The organism is Ruegeria jejuensis (assembly GCF_041537905.1).
Taxonomy (GTDB): Bacteria; Pseudomonadota; Alphaproteobacteria; order Rhodobacterales; family Rhodobacteraceae; genus Ruegeria_C.
Genome location: NZ_JBGRUO010000001.1, coordinates 101,112 through 117,133, shown reverse-complemented (window position 1 = coordinate 117,133; position 16,022 = coordinate 101,112). Strand labels below are relative to the sequence as shown.

General features: G+C 60.1%; 18 protein-coding genes and 1 tRNA gene. 10 read left to right on the top strand and 9 right to left on the bottom strand.

Annotation, left to right across the window (positions count from 1 at the left end):
* Positions 1-9 precede the first annotated feature (9 nt).
* A complete protein-coding gene (locus AB1E34_RS00750; RefSeq protein WP_372570429.1) occupies positions 10-333 on the top strand; it encodes a SemiSWEET transporter in 324 nt (107 codons plus the stop codon).
* Between the two features lie 76 nt (positions 334-409).
* Complete coding sequence (gene recO / locus AB1E34_RS00745; RefSeq protein WP_372570428.1) at positions 410-1,135, top strand: DNA repair protein RecO; 726 nt, start codon at positions 410-412, stop codon at positions 1,133-1,135.
* On the opposite strand, the gene AB1E34_RS00740 is transcribed toward recO, so the two are convergent.
* From AB1E34_RS00740 to AB1E34_RS00730, 3 genes are all read right to left on the bottom strand, one after another.
* On the bottom strand, positions 1,119-1,511 hold the full coding sequence (locus AB1E34_RS00740; RefSeq protein ID WP_372570427.1) for an META domain-containing protein: 393 nt from the start codon (positions 1,509-1,511) through the stop codon (positions 1,119-1,121). The two genes, recO and AB1E34_RS00740, sit on opposite strands and share 17 nt — an antisense overlap.
* A 129-nt stretch (positions 1,512-1,640) precedes the next feature.
* Positions 1,641-2,570 (bottom strand): electron transfer flavoprotein subunit alpha/FixB family protein, encoded by a 930-nt coding sequence (locus AB1E34_RS00735; RefSeq protein WP_372570426.1) that lies wholly within the window; start codon positions 2,568-2,570, stop codon positions 1,641-1,643.
* Positions 2,570-3,328 (bottom strand): electron transfer flavoprotein subunit beta/FixA family protein, encoded by a 759-nt coding sequence (locus tag AB1E34_RS00730; protein WP_372570425.1) that lies wholly within the window; start codon positions 3,326-3,328, stop codon positions 2,570-2,572. Before AB1E34_RS00730 ends, AB1E34_RS00735 begins: the two co-directional genes overlap by 1 nt.
* 454 nt (positions 3,329-3,782) lie before the next feature.
* Between AB1E34_RS00730 and AB1E34_RS00725 the strand changes: the two genes are divergently transcribed.
* Both AB1E34_RS00725 and AB1E34_RS00720 read left to right on the top strand, forming a co-directional pair.
* The gene (locus AB1E34_RS00725) at positions 3,783-4,478 is read left to right on the top strand and encodes an ABC transporter permease subunit (RefSeq protein ID WP_372570424.1); all 696 of its coding nucleotides are present in this window, start codon (positions 3,783-3,785) and stop codon (positions 4,476-4,478) included.
* A 72-nt stretch (positions 4,479-4,550) separates the two neighbouring features.
* On the top strand, positions 4,551-4,919 hold the full coding sequence (locus AB1E34_RS00720) for a VOC family protein (RefSeq protein WP_372570423.1): 369 nt from the start codon (positions 4,551-4,553) through the stop codon (positions 4,917-4,919).
* Between the two features lie 81 nt (positions 4,920-5,000).
* Here AB1E34_RS00720 and AB1E34_RS00715 read toward each other — a convergent pair whose 3' ends face one another.
* From AB1E34_RS00715 to AB1E34_RS00700, 4 genes are all read right to left on the bottom strand, one after another.
* Complete coding sequence (locus tag AB1E34_RS00715) at positions 5,001-5,573, bottom strand: cob(I)yrinic acid a,c-diamide adenosyltransferase (RefSeq protein WP_372570422.1); 573 nt, start codon at positions 5,571-5,573, stop codon at positions 5,001-5,003.
* Positions 5,574-5,577: 4 nt separating this feature from the next.
* Positions 5,578-5,781 (bottom strand): twin transmembrane helix small protein, encoded by a 204-nt coding sequence (locus AB1E34_RS00710; RefSeq protein WP_372570421.1) that lies wholly within the window; start codon positions 5,779-5,781, stop codon positions 5,578-5,580.
* Between the two features lie 73 nt (positions 5,782-5,854).
* Complete coding sequence (locus AB1E34_RS00705; RefSeq protein ID WP_372570420.1) at positions 5,855-6,682, bottom strand: SDR family NAD(P)-dependent oxidoreductase; 828 nt, start codon at positions 6,680-6,682, stop codon at positions 5,855-5,857.
* A gap of 68 nt (positions 6,683-6,750) precedes the next feature.
* Entirely contained in the window at positions 6,751-7,386 is a 636-nt protein-coding gene (locus AB1E34_RS00700; RefSeq protein ID WP_372570419.1) for an SH3 domain-containing protein, read from the bottom strand.
* A 203-nt stretch (positions 7,387-7,589) separates the two neighbouring features.
* Between AB1E34_RS00700 and AB1E34_RS00695 the strand changes: the two genes are divergently transcribed.
* The 5 genes from AB1E34_RS00695 to AB1E34_RS00675 all read left to right on the top strand — a co-directional run bounded on the left by AB1E34_RS00695 (position 7,590) and on the right by AB1E34_RS00675 (position 13,554).
* Positions 7,590-9,938 (top strand): DNA topoisomerase IV subunit A, encoded by a 2,349-nt coding sequence (locus AB1E34_RS00695; RefSeq protein ID WP_372570418.1) that lies wholly within the window; start codon positions 7,590-7,592, stop codon positions 9,936-9,938.
* A gap of 101 nt (positions 9,939-10,039) precedes the next feature.
* A complete protein-coding gene (locus AB1E34_RS00690) occupies positions 10,040-10,636 on the top strand; it encodes a hypothetical protein (protein WP_372570417.1) in 597 nt (198 codons plus the stop codon).
* A 108-nt stretch (positions 10,637-10,744) separates the two neighbouring features.
* A complete protein-coding gene (tuf, locus tag AB1E34_RS00685) occupies positions 10,745-11,920 on the top strand; it encodes an elongation factor Tu (RefSeq protein ID WP_372570416.1) in 1,176 nt (391 codons plus the stop codon).
* A gap of 35 nt (positions 11,921-11,955) precedes the next feature.
* Positions 11,956-12,498 (top strand): hypothetical protein, encoded by a 543-nt coding sequence (locus AB1E34_RS00680; protein ID WP_372570415.1) that lies wholly within the window; start codon positions 11,956-11,958, stop codon positions 12,496-12,498.
* Positions 12,499-12,537: 39 nt separating this feature from the next.
* Positions 12,538-13,554, top strand: a complete 1,017-nt coding sequence (locus tag AB1E34_RS00675) for a tetratricopeptide repeat protein (RefSeq protein WP_372570414.1) — start codon at positions 12,538-12,540, stop codon at positions 13,552-13,554.
* An 18-nt stretch (positions 13,555-13,572) separates the two neighbouring features.
* Here the strand turns inward: AB1E34_RS00675 and AB1E34_RS00670 are convergent, their stop codons facing one another.
* A complete protein-coding gene (locus tag AB1E34_RS00670; protein ID WP_372570413.1) occupies positions 13,573-14,283 on the bottom strand; it encodes a lysophospholipid acyltransferase family protein in 711 nt (236 codons plus the stop codon).
* A 162-nt stretch (positions 14,284-14,445) separates the two neighbouring features.
* Between AB1E34_RS00670 and AB1E34_RS00665 the strand changes: the two genes are divergently transcribed.
* A tRNA-Trp gene (locus AB1E34_RS00665) sits at positions 14,446-14,521 on the top strand.
* A gap of 57 nt (positions 14,522-14,578) precedes the next feature.
* Here the strand turns inward: AB1E34_RS00665 and AB1E34_RS00660 are convergent.
* Complete coding sequence (locus AB1E34_RS00660) at positions 14,579-15,625, bottom strand: tyrosine-type recombinase/integrase (RefSeq protein ID WP_372570412.1); 1,047 nt, start codon at positions 15,623-15,625, stop codon at positions 14,579-14,581.
* Positions 15,626-16,022: the final 397 nt, after the last annotated feature.

Here is a 16,022-nt window from a genome sequence, read left to right as displayed (position 1 = left end):
GGTCATTCCTTGGCTGATAAAGTTGGTCAGAAGTTCATGAGGTCGAACCTCGGTCATTTTATGAAGCACTTCGAGGGGTTCATGGTGTTTGTTGGCGTTGTTGGTCCCTTCGCCACGCTGCCACAGCTTGTGAAGCTCTACTTCACCCATTCCCAGCATGCGTCCGGCCAGTCTCTGGTGACGTGGTCGCTCTATGCGGCGTTGTCGCTTCTTTGGTTTGTCTACGGTCTGATGGTCAAGAAGCTGCCAATTTATGTGGGCAACGGGATTTCGATGGTGCTCAACCTGCTGATGGTCATCGGTATCATGATACATGCAGGGGTTACGTTCTGAGCAGCCTGGCTTGCGGCGGTCCCGACTTTGCGCTCTTCTGCGCAAACGGGACCACACCAACAGGATTGGACCGGCCTTGGATTGGCGCGATCATGGCATCCTTCTGACTTCTCGCCGCCATGGTGAAACGGCGGCGATCATAGAGGTTTTTACCGAAGGCCACGGACGTCATGCCGGTGTGGTCCGCGGCGGGACCAACCGCAAGGTTGCCCCGGTCCTGCAGCCCGGCGCGCAGCTGGACGTGCTTTGGCGGGCGCGGCTTGAAGAGCATATCGGCAGCTTTCAGGTCGAACCGCTAAGGTCGCGCGCGGCGGCGGCATTTTCAGGGCGGCTGGCGCTGGCCGGGTTGAATGCGGTTGTGGCCTTGCTGTCCTTTTGCCTGCCCGAGCGCGAGGCGCATCCGGCGCTCTATACCCGCACCGAACAGCTGCTGGATCTGCTGGGGCAGGACGATATCTGGCCGCTTGCCTATCTGCGCTGGGAGATGGCGCTGCTTGACGAACTGGGCTTCGGTCTCGACCTGACCACCTGCGCAGTGACCGGTGCGCGCGAGGGGCTGATCTATGTCTCTCCCAAATCGGGTCGCGCGGTGACCGCAGAGGGCGCCGGGGACTGGGCCGACCGCATGCTGCCGCTGCCGCCCTGCCTGCGTGGCGAAGGCCCGGCACCGGATGCAGAGATCGCGCAGGCCTTTGCGACCACAGGGCATTTCCTTGAAAACCATCTGGCGCGCGGGCTCGGGCATAAACCATTGCCCGAAGCGCGGGCGCGCTTCATAGAGGCGTTCACTCGCCGGATCTGAACACCATCTCGTAGCCCTGATCATTGCGTAGGATTAGCACGTCGCCGGACACCTCGGATTGGGTCATCGCCATCAGCGCCGCAAAGTAAGTGCCCTCGGCCTCCAACTCCGGGCAGGCCATACGTGTGGCGCTCAGACCGGTCACTTCGAACCAAGGATAGGGCGCCTCTGGCGTGCCGCTATAGCTGTTGCAGGGGGCCTTGCCGGCGATCTGCCCCGTTTCGGGAAAGGTCAGGGTGGAGGATGCCGTCACCGGCTCTCCGGCGATGCTTTCCAGAACCCAGGTCGCATCCGATGCGCCATAGGCGGCGACGCTTTCATCGGATTGGCATTGGCCAAACGCGATCAGAGGCGTGAACAGAAACAGTCGCAGCATGCGAACCTCCTTGGTGCAACCTCGGGGTAAGCGCCCGATGCGCGCAGCGCAAGGACGCAAAGAAAAGGCCCGCCGGATCGGCGGGCCTTTGGTTGTTTCTATGCGAGATAGGGGTTACCCATCGCCGGCTTAGCCCAGCTTTTCGGTCAGCTCCGGCACGGCCTGGAAAAGGTCGGCAACCAGTCCGAAATCGGCCACCTGGAAGATAGGTGCCTCTTCGTCCTTGTTGATCGCGACGATGACCTTGCTGTCCTTCATACCGGCCAGGTGCTGGATCGCGCCCGAGATGCCGACGGCGACATAGAGGTCAGGTGCAACCACCTTGCCGGTCTGACCCACCTGCCAGTCGTTCGGGGCGTAGCCCGAATCGACGGCCGCACGCGAGGCGCCAACGGCAGCGCCCAGCTTGTCGGCCAGCGTCTCGATCAGTTTGAAGTCGTCTTCCGAGCCGACCCCACGGCCACCCGAGACCACAACGCCTGCCGAGGTCAGTTCCGGACGGTCGCTTTCGGCCACCTTGTCCTCAACCCACGAGCTGAGGCCGGGATCGGCGGCTGCCGACACGGTCTCGACCGGGGCCGCACCGCCTTCGCCAGCGGCGTCAAAGGTCGAGGTACGGATGGTGATGACTTTCTTGGCGTCGTTGGACTTGACGGTCTGGATCGCGTTACCCGCATAGATCGGACGCTCGAAGGTCGAGCCGTCAACCACACCCGATGCATCCGAGATGATCATCGAATCGAGCAGCGCGGCAACGCGCGGCATCACGTTCTTGGCGTCGGTGGTGGCAGGGGCAACGATGTGCTCATAGCCATCAGCGAGGCTAACGATCAGCGCAGCAGTCGATTCCGCCAGACGGTGCCCCAGCGAGGCATCCTCGGCGACCAGCACCTTGGAAACACCGTCGATCTTGGCGGCGGCTTCGCCTGCGGCAGCGGCAGAAGCGCCAGCGGCCAGAACGGTCACGTCGCCCAGTTGCTTGGCGGCGGTCACTGCCTTGGCGGTTGCGTCCAGACCCAGTTCACCATTGGTGACTTCGGCAAGAAGAAGTACAGCCATTACACAGCCCCCGCTTCTTTGAGTTTCTCTACCAGTTCGTCAACCGAACCGACGATGATGCCTGCAGCGCGTGCGGTGGGCTCTTCGGTTTTGACGATCTCAAGGCGCGGCGTGACGTCGACGCCATAATCGGCGGCGGTCTTCTCATCCAGCGGCTTTTTCTTCGCCTTCATGATGTTGGGCAGCGAGGCATAGCGCGGCTCGTTCAGGCGCAGATCGACGGTGACGATGGTCGGCATCTTGACGCTGATGGTCTGCAGACCGCCATCCACTTCGCGGGTGATCTTGGCACTGTCGCCCTCGATGTCCAGCTCGGAGGCAAAGGTGCCTTGGCTCCAGCCCAGCAGGGCCGACAGCATCTGGCCGGTGGCGTTCATGTCATTGTCGATCGCCTGCTTGCCGGCCAGAACGAGGCCGGGCTGCTCTTCTTCGACCACTTTGGCAAGGATCTTGGCAACGGCCAGCGGCTCGATGTCCTGGTGGACGTCGTCGGCGGCAACAACCAGAATGGCGCGGTCGGCGCCCATGGCCAGCGCGGTGCGCAGCGTTTCCTGCGACTGCTTGACGCCGATCGAAACGGCCACGACCTCATCGGCCTTGCCGGCCTCTTTCAGCCGGATTGCCTCTTCGACCGCGATCTCGTCGAATGGGTTCATCGACATCTTCACGTTGGCGAGATCAACACCGCTACCGTCCGCTTTGACCCGGACCTTCACATTGTAGTCAATCACGCGTTTGACAGGCACGAGTACCTTCATTTGCGTCATTCTCCTCACAGATTTGACGAGCCGTGCGTCGACTCGTCCTTTGTTCTCTTGGGCTAGATAGCGGGTAGAGGCATCGGAAAACAGGTTAAAATCGTCACATTGGCGATAATCGACGTCGGGTTTTTTTGTTTTCGGTTCGCGGGGCAATCTGATTTTCGATTGTGTGGGTGGGCGCGCCCGACCCAAGCCGGTTCATGGACGTCCAGAGCGGCCTGTTTGTCTTGCGTGTGCCTCGACACAACGGATTTCAGTCCGCGGATGCCGCAACGCTTGCGGGGCAGGGCCAGCCTTGACATACCAGACGCATCCATGTGGCAGTGCACCTTGCCCGTCAGCTTATTTGTGGACCTCCTCATTGCCCAGACCCCGCCTTTCAGACCATGCGATCCTTCTTGCGGGTGTTGTCGTCATGACCGGGCCTGTTGGCGTTTTGATTTGGCAATTGATGAGCGGGCTGGACCCTGCGGCGCTGTGGGCGCTGATCGCGGATATCTGGCGCGGCGGGCGCAGCGGCACCGGCATTGGCGCCGGGGCGATGATGCGGAATTCTCTGATCCTGGCCCTTGGAGTTGCGGTCATCAAATGCACCATCTCCATGCTGGCCGCCTACGCGCTGGTCTGGTTCCGCCTGCCGTTCAGAGGGCTGATTTACGGTGTGATCCTGGTGCCGATGTTCTTTCCGATCGAGACCCGGATTCTGCCCACATTTGCCATTACAAACGAGCTGGGCCTGTTGAACAGTTATACCGGGATGATCCTGCCGATCACCGCCAGCGGGCTGGGTGTGCTGGTCTTTCGCCAGTATCTGCGGCAAATGCCGCATGAGTTGATCGAGGCCGCGCAGATCGACGGGGCCGGGCCGATGCGCATCCTCTTGGACATCATCCTGCCGCTCTCGCTGCCGATGATCGCGGCTCTGTTTGCGATCCTGTTCGTACTCGGGTGGAACCAGTATGTCTGGCCGATCATGATCACCACCACAAGCCAGGATCATGACACGCTGGTGCGCGGTATGGCCTATGCGGGTTTTGGTGGGCAGGCCGGCATGGTGCTTGCGCTGTTGTCGCTACTGCCACCAGCGATCGTGGTGATCCTGTTGCAACGCTGGTTGATGCGTGGCCTGACGGCGGGCATCCATTGACGGGCGGGCGGTTATAAACGAGTGCGATTTCCGATAGGATGGACGCGGCGATGCAACAGCTCGGAGGCTTTCATGGAAAAGGTACTGGGATTTGGCGGCTTCTTTTTCCGCTCGCAAGACCCCAAGGCGCTGGCACAGTGGTATCTGAACAATCTGGGCATCAACCTGGTGCCGAATGACTATGAAACGCCCTGTTGGCAGCAAGAGGCTGGACCGACCGTTTTTGCCCCGTTCGAAAAGGTCACCGAGTATTTCGGGAATGCCGAAAAGCAGTTCATGCTGAATTTCCGCGTGCGGAATCTGGAGGCGATGATCACACAGCTTGAGGCGGCCGGGATCGAAATTCGCCGTGATCCGGACTCGCCCTATCCCAATGGCAGTTTTGCCTGGCTCAACGACCCCGAGGGCAACCCGATCGAGCTTTGGGAGCCTGCCGGTTAGGCGGTTGCGCGAAAACGCTGACCCGGGGCTCCGCCCTTCCGGACACCGGGCCGTCCACTGGACGCCCCGCCGCTGATTGCATCAGCGGTTCGCGCCCGGAATCCACAACACGTCGTCCTTGCCGCCATTATTGGCCTGTCGCGCCGCCACGAAGAACCAGTCGCTAAGGCGATTGAGGTATTTTACGGCGACCTCGTTGATCGGCTCATAGCTGCCAAGCTCGACCGTCATCCGCTCGGCCCGGCGCGAGACGGTGCGGCAGACATGCAGGTTGGCGGCCAGCCGCGATCCGCCGGGCAGAATGAAGCTGCGCAGCGGTTCCAGATCGGCGTTCATCTTGTCGATCTCGCCCTCCAGCCGGTCGGTCTGCGTGGCGCTCATGCGCAGGGGCGGGTATTCGGCATCCGCATCCTTGTCCATGTCTGGGCGGCACAGGTCGGCACCCAGATCAAACAGGTCGTTCTGGATATGCGACAGCGCCTCGTCCAGCGCGCCTTCGGCCTCAAGCCGGGCGACGCCGACAAAGGAATTCAACTCGTCCACCGTGCCATAGGCCGCCACGCGTCCCGAGAATTTGTAGACCCGGTCGCCATTGCCAAGCGCGGTCTGGCCGCCATCCCCGGTGCGGGTATAAATCTTGTTGAGAACGACCATCGCCTCAGCCTCCCTGATTGCGCAGATATACGTAGAGCACCACGAGGCAGACGGCGATGAACTGGAACAGCAGCCGCAGTCGCATCATCTTGTTGCCGTATTTGGCGTTGAACTGGCCACCTTTGGCAAAGCCGCCGATCCCGATCATCAGCACGACGACAACCGCCGCCATTGCCAGCCCCAATATGCCCAGTAACAGACTGTCCATGCCGCCCTCACATATTCCATGTTCTGCCCCTTCACCTAGCGGGTCGGGGCGAAAAAGCGAACCGGTTTTTGCGCTAGAGCCGTGACATCACGCGATCAATCGCGCGCGTGCTGAGAATGCGACGCAGATAGGCCGCGACATAAGTTGCCGTGGTCACGTAATACCGCGGCCGGGGATTGCGCGCGTCAAGTGCCCGGGCCAGCTTGGCGGTCACCGCCGAAGGCGGCAACTCGAACGGATCGGGACCGGAGGGCCCATACATGCGCGGCATCAGCTTTTCTTCGTATTCCGCGCGTTTGGGCGAATTCTCCCAGTCGATGTAACGCTCGAAATAGGCGATGCCCTTTTCGCGAAACTTGGTGGTGATGGGGCCGGGCTCGATCAGCACCACCGAAATGCCAGTGCCACGCAGTTCCAGTCGCAGCGAGGAGGAGATTGCCTCGAGCGCGTGTTTGGTGGCGGAATAGGCCCCGCGCCAACGCATATGGATCAGACCCAGCGTCGACGAGCATTGTATGATCCGACCATGCCCCTGCGCCCGCATGACGGGAATCACACGGCGGGTCAGATCGTGCCAGCCAAAGAAGTTCGCCTCGAATATCGCCCGCAGACCTTCCGTCGGCAGATCTTCGACCGCAGCGTTCAACTGATGCGCACCATTGTTGAACAGCGCGTCGAGCGTTCCGCCAGTCGCCTGCAAAACCTCATTCAAACCGGATTGAATGCTCTCGGGGTCGGTATAGTCGATTCTGGGGCTGTCAAAGCCCTGCGCGCGCAGTCTGTCGCAGTCGCGCTGGTTGCGGCACGAGGCAAATACATGCCACCCGCGCGCGCGCATGCCGTGTGCCGCATCAAGTCCGATGCCCGAAGAACATCCTGTGATCAGAATGGTTTTCCGCATGTCGCCTCTTGCCCGTACCCGAGGTCTCTATGACCGCAGAGCGGGAGCGGCGCAATGCGCTGTCAAGTTCAGTTGGCGTTTTTGCTGACCAGTGATGCCGCAATCCAACCAATCTGTTGCTCAGGCAGGACACGCAGCCGCAGCCAACCGGTGCCGGAGTTGTCCAGCACCTCGACCTGATGACCGATATTGAGGCGGGTGATCACCGGATAGATGGTGCCGGGGCCGTCCCGCATATTGACGCGTGTGCCGGTGATTTCGCGAATGTCACGTTCGGGTTCGGGCAGGGTGGTTGCCAGCGGCTGCTCGGGTTCCTGGGCATCCGTCACCGTTTCGGCGGACAACAGCCCCTCTTCCAGTGAGGCGAGGGTAATTGTCTCTTCGGCCGGAACCTGGAACAGGTTATCCGACGTGGTGATCACGTTGATCTGGGCCAGCCTTGCCAGCGCCTCCTGGGGCGTCTGTTCGGGTGCAGCCTCTTCTTCAGGCTGGATGCTGTTGGCTTTTTGCGGCTTGATCACCGGCTCCGGGACAAGTTCGGGCGCGGTGGATGCGATTGTCACACTAGGCGTCTCGACCGGTTGAGATTTCGCGACTGTTTCCGGTTTCGGCCCGCGCACGCCGCGCGGCTCGAAATCAGCGCCGCCGCTGAGTTCATAAAAGGCAAAGCCCATGAAAGCAAAAGATACAATAACCAAGCGCATGGCGCGCCTCCCCGTACTAAATAAACAACTGGAATCAGCAGCAGACTTAAGACCTCCAGCGTACCATAACCGGGGTCACGAGTCGAAAAATCGGGGAGGATTCGCGTGTTGCTCCCCATAAGCTGTGGAAAACCCGCCGGGTATTTCGGGAAAACACACAGGCTCGCTTTACGCCCGCCTTCTGGCGTCGTATCACATCATATATGAGCGATACGATCGACGACCCCAACATGAAGTTGCCCGAACCCGGTTCAGAAGTGGCCGAACCGCTGCGCCGCGCCATTGGCGAGCGTTATCTGACCTATGCTTTGTCCACCATCATGCACCGGGCGCTGCCCGATGCCCGCGATGGGCTAAAGCCGGTTCACAGGCGCATATTGTTCGCGATGCGGGAACTGCGGCTGAATGCGACGGGCGGATTCCGCAAGTCGGCCAAGATCTCGGGCGACGTGATGGGCAACTATCACCCGCATGGCGACGCCGCGATTTATGATGCGATGGCGCGTCTCGCGCAGGATTTCAACGTCCGCTACCCGCTGGTCGACGGGCAGGGCAATTTCGGCAATATCGACGGCGACAACCCGGCGGCCTCGCGCTATACCGAGGCGCGGATGACCATCGTGGCCGAGGCCTTGCTGGACGGGTTGAACGAGGACGCGGTTGATTTCCGCGAAAACTATGACGGCACCCTGACCGAACCGGTGGTGCTACCCGCGCAATTCCCGAACCTTTTGGCCAATGGCTCCAGCGGTATCGCGGTGGGCATGGCCACCAACATCCCGCCGCATAACATCGCCGAGCTGTGCGATGCCTGCCTGCATCTGATCAAGACGCCGGATGCGCGCGACGACACTCTGCTGAATTATGTGCCGGGGCCTGATTTCCCGACCGGCGGCATCATTGTTGAGCCGCCCGAGAATATCGCGCAGGCCTACCGCACCGGGCGCGGCAGTTTCCGGCTGCGCTGCAAATACGAGGTCGAGGATCTGGGCCGTGGCCAGTGGCAGATCGTGGTCACCGAGATTCCCTATCAGGTTCAGAAATCCAAGCTGATCGAAAAGATCGCCGAGGTGATCCAGACCAAGAAAATTCCGATCCTTGGTGATGTGCGCGACGAATCCGCCGACGACATCCGCCTGATCCTGGAACCGCGGTCAAAGAATGTCGATCCGGATGTTCTGATGAACATGCTCTACCGCAACTCCGACCTTGAGGTGCGGTTCTCGCTCAACATGAACGTGCTGATCGACGGGGTGACGCCCAAGGTCTGCTCGATGAAAGAGGTGCTGCGCGCCTTCCTCGATCACCGGCAAGAGGTGCTGCTGCGCCGCTCGCGCTATCGGCTGGGCAAGATCGACCACCGGCTGGAAGTGCTGGAAGGCTTCATCGTTGCTTTCCTCAATCTGGACCGAGTGATCGACATCATCCGCTATGATGACGACCCCAAGGCCGCCTTGATGCGCGAGGACTGGAGCAAGGACCATGTCCGCGCCACCAACGAGGGCGACTACGTGTCCCCCGCGCCGGGCGAGGGCGAACTGACCGAGGTTCAGGTCGATGCAATCCTCAACATGCGCCTGCGCAGCTTGCGGCGCCTGGAAGAGATGGAATTGATCCGCGAGCGCGACGCCCTGATGGAGGAACGCGCCGGGATCGAGGATCTGCTGGAAAGCACCGACCTGCAATGGGCGCGTATCGCCGAGCAGCTGCGCGAGACCCGCAAGACCTTCGGCAAGGATTATGAGGGCGGTGCGCGCCGCACCCGCTTTGCTGAGGCAGGCGAGGTCGAAGAGGTCCCGCTTGAGGCGATGATAGACCGCGAGCCGATCACCGTGGTGTGCTCGCAGATGGGCTGGGTCCGGGCGATGACCGGCCATATCGATCTGAAACGCGAGCTGAAATTCAAGGATGGCGATGGTCCGCGCTTCATCTTCCATGCCGAAACCACCGACCGGTTGCTGGTTTTTGCCAGCAACGGGCGGTTCTATACGGTCAGCGCCTCGAACCTGCCCGGCGGGCGCGGCATGGGCGAGCCGCTGCGGCTGATGGTTGATCTGCCCAACGAGGCTGAGATCATCGATATCCTGATCCACGCACCTGACCGCAAGCTTCTGGTGGCCTCCAGCGCGGGCAATGGCTTTGTCGTGCCCGAGGCCGATGTGGTGGCCCAGACCCGCGGCGGCAAGCAGGTGCTGAACGTCAAGGGCGAGGATCGCGCGCTGATCTGCACGCCGGTGGCGGGCGACCACGTGGCGGTGGTCTCGCAGAACGGCAAGTTCCTCGTCTTCCCAACCTCGGAACTGCCCGAGATGGGGCGCGGCAAGGGCGTGCGGTTGCAGAAATACAATATGGCGCGCGGCAAACAGGGCTCGCTGGAACTGGATGGCGGGCTGTCAGATGTGACCACCTTCAACTGGGACGAGGGGCTGCGCTGGACCATGGGCGGCGACAAGACCCGGCACGAGGGTGATCTGAGCCAATGGCTGGCGAAACGGGCAGGGGTGGGCAAACGCCCCCCCCATGGCTTCCCGCGCAACTACAAATTTTCTTGAGCCGCGCCCATGGTCGGAAAAAAACCGCCCATGCCGCTTGGAGAAACGCCCCGGAGGTGGTCTAACATCGCCCCTGAGGAACCAATCGAGACGGGACAATCATGATCCGCACCTTTGCTCTTGCCGGTGGGCTTGCCCTGATGGCGGCCTGCACACAGACGCAAATTGACGAGTCGCCCGAAGATATGGGCGCTTTCAAGCTGCGCATCAATCACGTGGTTACCGATAAGGCCGTCAAGGGGCCGGTCTCGCGTGATGCGACTGCCGAGGAATGGAAGGCGGGGCTGACCAATGCCGTCGACGCCCGCCTGGGACGCTACGAAGGAACGCAGGAATACGACATCGGTGTCTATTTGGGGGCCTATATGTTGGCCCCGCCGGGTGTTCCGGTGATCTACAATCCCAAAAGCATCGCGATTGTGGATGTCTATGTTTATGACGTCGGTCAGAAAAAAATGCTTGCCCGCGAACACCGCATTCAGGTTCTCGAAGACACAACCGGTGAAAGCGCGCTTGTCGGCTCAGGCCACAGCCGTACCAAAGAAGAGCAGATAGCGGGCCTGTCTCTGAAGGTTGCGGATGCGATCGAGGAATGGCTGGCCGAAGAGCATCAGAAGGACGGCTGGTTCGATGCCCTGCCTGATGCCCTGCCTGATGCTCAGGCGGCAGCTCCGGCAGAAAACCCGCCCGGCAGCTAGGCCAGCTGTACGGTTGCTCTTGATTTTCCCTTTTGAACCAAATATTCCGCGCGCGCAGATGCTAACCGGGACCTGGGGTCCCCCAAAACGCAAAAGGGCGCCAAGGACATGGCAAAGGAAAAGTTTGAGCGTAATAAGCCGCATGTGAACATTGGCACGATTGGCCACGTTGACCACGGCAAGACGACGCTGACCGCAGCGATCACCAAGTATTTTGGTGACTTCAAGGCGTATGACCAGATTGATGGCGCGCCGGAAGAGAAAGCGCGCGGGATCACCATCTCGACGGCGCATGTCGAGTATGAAACCGACAACCGTCACTACGCCCATGTCGACTGCCCCGGCCACGCCGACTACGTCAAGAACATGATCACCGGTGCTGCCCAGATGGACGGCGCTATCCTGGTTGTGAACGCCGCGGACGGCCCGATGCCGCAGACCCGCGAGCACATCCTGCTGGGCCGCCAGGTCGGCATCCCGACCATGGTCGTGTTCATGAACAAGGTCGACCAGGTTGACGACGAAGAGCTGCTGGAACTGGTCGAGATGGAAATCCGCGAACTGCTGAGCTCCTACGACTACCCGGGCGACGACATTCCGATCATCGCAGGCTCCGCTCTGGCCGCGATGGAAGGCAACAACCCAGAGATCGGTGAAGAATCGATCAAGAAGCTGATGGCGGCCGTGGACGAGTTCATCCCGACCCCTGAGCGCGCGGTGGACCAGCCCTTCCTGATGCCGGTCGAGGACGTGTTCTCGATCTCGGGCCGTGGTACGGTTGTGACCGGTCGTGTCGAGCGTGGCGTGATCAATGTGGGCGACGAGATCGAAATCGTCGGCATCCGCGACACCCAGAAAACCACCTGCACCGGTGTGGAAATGTTCCGCAAGCTGCTGGATCGTGGTGAAGCAGGCGACAATATCGGCGCGCTGCTGCGTGGTATCGACCGGGACGGCGTTGAGCGCGGTCAGGTTCTGTGCAAGCCGGGTTCGGTGACGCCTCACACCAAGTTCGAAGCCGAAGCCTATATCCTGACCAAGGATGAGGGTGGCCGCCACACGCCGTTCTTCGCGAACTACCGTCCGCAGTTCTACTTCCGGACCACGGACGTGACCGGCACCGTGACGCTGGCCGAAGGCACCGAGATGGTGATGCCGGGCGACAACGTGTCGTTCTCGGTTGAGCTGATCGCGCCGATCGCGATGGAAAACGGCCTGCGCTTCGCCATCCGCGAAGGCGGCCGCACCGTCGGCGCCGGCGTTGTGTCCAAGATCATTGAGTAACAACGCTCACGCGTTGTTACAGCGGTGACAGGCGATTGTTCACAGAACAATCTGCCGAGAACCGCACCAAAGAACAAAGAAGGCCGCTCCAAAAAGGAGCGGCCTTTTTCGTGGCCACCACTCGTTCGGCCTTGAACGGCACCGGCGTTTTTGTTGCCAAGACATCTGATTTCACGCCACCACGTCCAAAAAAGATCGCTTCGGTCGAGATGTTTCTCTACGAATTATCCCGTATTCTTAACTCGATAGCATGGTTAAAGAGCAACAGGATGATCAGCATTCCCCGGGTACCAGTTTTCCTGCTTCTCTCGCTATTGGCCGCCGCCAATATGAGCAGCAGCTTAGCGGCCAAACCCCTTCTGACGGATTCTCAGTCTACATACGCGTCTGCCTGTATCGCCGGAAACGACGCGCAGACCCGGTTGATCGAAATTTGCCAGCGTGGTCTCGAAGACATTGGCGCATCTGATCGCCAACGGATCACTATGCTGGAGAACCTTGCCTGGTCTTATATCGGTATCGACGATCTGGACCAGGCGGAGAAGAGCTTCGGAGAGATCCTTGTAATTGATCCCTAGGCTGAACCAGGGCTGCAAGGGCAAGCCTGGATTTTCCATATGCGTGATGACTACGCGTCCGCGATCAAGTTGTTCCGAGCGGCGGCGGCCCGCAAGCCAAGCGGGGCGAACATGGCAGGGCTGGCCTCAAGTCGTTACCATTCCGGTCAGATCAATCTTGAGGAATTCGAGAAAGATATGCGCGTAGCAATGGCGCTTGACCCCGACTACCTCTGGGCGGTTCGTGAATTGGGCTGGGTGCAGGCGTATGCGGGCCGATACGATGCCGCACAACAGCAATTTCAGGCGGCCATCGCAAAAAATGAAATGGATTCGAATGCGCAGTACGGATTGGCCTATGTCCTGACAGAGCAGCAATCCTGGGATGACGCATTCGATCATGTGACCCGCGCGCTGGAACTGCAGCCGGACTATGTTTCTGCTTTGTCGTTGCGGTCGTTGATCCTGCTGATGCTGAACCGTCCGAAACAGGCAATCAAGGATGCCGACGCGGTCATTGCCGCTTGGCCAGATGACGACGACGGTTATGTGCGCAAAGCACGGGCATTTGACGCGCTCGGGCGCCGAAGCGAGGCCAATGCCGTGCTGACCGCTGCCTCGCGCAGGGCGGATGAAACCAGCTACTTGCTGTTTTGGCAGGCGCGGCTTGCAACTGACGAGTGTGACTACGCAACGGCCCTGAAATTCATCGAGCGCAGCATCAAGCACGAAGATGCAAGCTTTCACGACCATCGTTTACATGCCGAAATCGCGCTTGGGCTGAAGTGGGTCTCACTTGCGCGTGAGGCGATAGATCAGGCGCTGTATCTGCGGCCGGGCGATTCTTTTGTGCTGTACACCAACGCTTTGGTTCTGATTCAGGAGCAGCGGTTCGAAGAGGCAGAGAGCGCTTTCGATAGTGCGATAGATGCCGGTCTGGACGCAGAGTATCTTGGTGATTTTCTGTCTGCCCTGGTCGGCAAGGGCCGTTTCATGCAAACCATTCAGGTGCGGGTCCGATATAGTGATCGTAAGACTAGCTCGCCCGAAGGGAAGTCTCTCGACATCTCCAACTAGAACGGCGCTCTAACCGTGCTAGAAACCGTTGTCCGGCACCCAGGGCTCGCGCCCCACCATCCGGTCGGCCTCGGCCGTGATGTCGTTCATGTGCTGTTCCAGGCTTTGCCGTAGCGCCTCGATCTGTTCCTCGCTGGCCTTGCGTGGCACTGTCTCGGTCCATTCCCGGCAGATCAACACGCCCTCGTTGCGCCAGGGGCGTGGCAGCAGCAACCGGTCCCAGGTGCCCGCCTCGGAGGCATGGCGGCTGGAATAGGTGATGCCGAACACCCGCTTGCCGGAACTGCGCGCCCAGACCAACGGCACGGTGGAGGAGACCCGTTCCGGCCCGCGCGGGCCATCGGCCGCGATACCGATCGAGATACCCTCTTTCATCTTGCCCAGCACTGCGCGCGAGAGCGCCACGTGACGGGTACGGCTGGACATGGCGATGGTGTCCATGCCGAAGAGCTTCTGCACCCGACCCACCATACTGCCCGCGCGCGCGGCCGAGGTGATCGAGCAGATGCGCCCCTTGTCTAGCGGGAAGAAATAGGGCGACTGCGCCAGCCGCTGATGCCAGAGCACCACAATCACAGGCTCGCCCTGTTCGGCAAGCGCGTCCAACTCCTCATACCCGATCCGTTGCCAGCTGGAATGTTTGCGCACCAGCCGGATGTACCACGCGATCCGGCGCGCGGCCCAGTTCAGGACCATTTCGCTATCGGCGATCTTCTTGCGCAGGCTCACGTTTGCTTTCCCCGGAAAACCGGCCCTTGTCTTACCCGATCACCGCAGCAGCGCAATCGGTTTTCTGAACTCTGCCAAAGTGGGACGTTGGAAAATTATGTGACATGAGGTCGAAACCCTCTTGAGTCCCGCGCCCCGCTGGCCTATTCCAAGCGCGGCCTTAGGGGTATAGCTCAGTTGGTAGAGCGACGGTCTCCAAAACCGTAGGTCGCGGGTTCGAACCCTGCTGCCCCTGCCATTTAAAATCAATTACTTACGGCATTTTGTGGCGGACCAACCTGGACCAGTTGGGAGCTTAGTTGGGAGTTTTTGTTCCCATTTCGTGCCGTTCGAGCTTGCGGATTGCTGATTCCGCGAGCTGCGAATCCCGGCTCAAATAGTGTTCATCCAAGATCGCGCCCACGTCTTTCAGGCTGTGGCCCGTGATGGTCGCTATCTCCGCTTCACTGCATCCAGCGATGGCCAGGCGCGTCACGGCGGTTCCTCTCAGGTCATGGAAGGTCAGGCCGGTCACCTTGGCTTTTGCCACGGCCTTGCGCCAGCTGGCGCTGAAACCGTGGCTTGTCCATGATGTGCCTTTGGATGTGGTCAGAATGGTGACCGCGCATTTTGATTTGGCTGCTTCGTCCAGGCGGGCCTTAAGGGGCGCAGCAACCGGGATGACAACCCGCCGCTTGGTCTTGCTCTGCCGCAACCGAATATGTGTACCGTCGTAAGCGGTCCATGGAAGTCGCAAAAGGTCGCCCTGTCGTTGCCCGGTCCAGACCGCAAGCATGTATGCAAGCGTGATACGTTCCGGCGCGGATACCATTAGGGCTTCTTCATCTGCGGCGGTCCATATGCATTCGGCGCGTTTAGACTGATAGAGCTTGCCCGGCTTTTCACACGGGTTTGCATCGGTCAGCCCGCGATCATAGGCCCATGCGAGGATCGAGGCGAAGGTGGCAAACACATAATCCGCCTGCCTTCGCGATTTCACGGCCATCTTGTCGCGCCATGACAGGAACTCTGCCCGCGCCCGTCGGTCTATGAGCGCATCAAGCGGGAAGTCCCCGAACTGTGTTTCAATCTTTTTGATATGCTTAGTGTAGTCGTCCAAGGTTCGCGGTGCGAGGCTCAACCATTTCGGTGTGTCCTGATACTTGTTCAGAAGTTCTTGGATGGTCCCCGTTGGCCCTTTGACCTTTTGCGCGTGGGCCTCGTTGTAAGCCGCAACAAAATCGGGGTCTCCAGGCTTGCCCGGCAGCGGTGGACCGCCTTTCCATGCGTAGTAAAAAACCTTGATTTCACCGCTGGCCAGCGTCTTCTTGACCCGGTTTATGCCCTTTAGCTTAACTCTCAACGTGCTTGGCCTTCCATTGGTCAAAGGGGCTTTCTATTGCGCTATCTCGATAGGGCAGACGGTCTGCCCATGCGTCAAGGTCTGAGCGATCATACAGCACGTTTCCACCATCCACCCTGCAAGGTAAATCCAGCCCGCGAAACTTGGAGGCAGACACCCCCAAATAGTGCGCCGCTGCCTTTGCCTGCATGAGTCTAGGTGGAAACTGGTAGGACATCACTCCCCCTCCGGTGTCTCTGGCATTCCAGCAAGCGCATTGTAACAAGCTAAGAAGGACTGCGCCGCATCTTGGTACTTCCACCAGATCGGAATCATCGGTGCGTTTGGATATCCGTTGTCCTCAACCAATTGGTACGGATCGCAACCCCTTTGCTTGCATATTGCTTTGGCTAGGTGC

Excerpts from the sequence above, each read along its gene's own strand:
- AB1E34_RS00720 (WP_372570423.1), top strand. The coding sequence starts at position 4,551 with ATGGAAAAGGTACTGGGATTTGGCGGCTTCTTTTTCCGCTCGCAAGAC.
- AB1E34_RS00705 (WP_372570420.1), bottom strand. The coding sequence starts at position 6,682 with ATGCGGAAAACCATTCTGATCACAGGATGTTCTTCGGGCATCGGACTT.
- AB1E34_RS00715 (WP_372570422.1), bottom strand. The coding sequence starts at position 5,573 with ATGGTCGTTCTCAACAAGATTTATACCCGCACCGGGGATGGCGGCCAG.
- AB1E34_RS00725 (WP_372570424.1), top strand. The coding sequence starts at position 3,783 with ATGAGCGGGCTGGACCCTGCGGCGCTGTGGGCGCTGATCGCGGATATC.
- AB1E34_RS00735 (WP_372570426.1), bottom strand. The coding sequence starts at position 2,570 with ATGGCTGTACTTCTTCTTGCCGAAGTCACCAATGGTGAACTGGGTCTG.
- AB1E34_RS00675 (WP_372570414.1), top strand. The coding sequence starts at position 12,538 with ATGCGTGATGACTACGCGTCCGCGATCAAGTTGTTCCGAGCGGCGGCG.
- AB1E34_RS00740 (WP_372570427.1), bottom strand. The coding sequence starts at position 1,511 with ATGCTGCGACTGTTTCTGTTCACGCCTCTGATCGCGTTTGGCCAATGC.
- tuf (WP_372570416.1), top strand. The coding sequence starts at position 10,745 with ATGGCAAAGGAAAAGTTTGAGCGTAATAAGCCGCATGTGAACATTGGC.
- AB1E34_RS00690 (WP_372570417.1), top strand. The coding sequence starts at position 10,040 with ATGATCCGCACCTTTGCTCTTGCCGGTGGGCTTGCCCTGATGGCGGCC.
- AB1E34_RS00700 (WP_372570419.1), bottom strand. The coding sequence starts at position 7,386 with ATGCGCTTGGTTATTGTATCTTTTGCTTTCATGGGCTTTGCCTTTTAT.
- AB1E34_RS00695 (WP_372570418.1), top strand. The coding sequence starts at position 7,590 with ATGAGCGATACGATCGACGACCCCAACATGAAGTTGCCCGAACCCGGT.
- AB1E34_RS00730 (WP_372570425.1), bottom strand. The coding sequence starts at position 3,328 with ATGAAGGTACTCGTGCCTGTCAAACGCGTGATTGACTACAATGTGAAG.
- AB1E34_RS00710 (WP_372570421.1), bottom strand. The coding sequence starts at position 5,781 with ATGGACAGTCTGTTACTGGGCATATTGGGGCTGGCAATGGCGGCGGTT.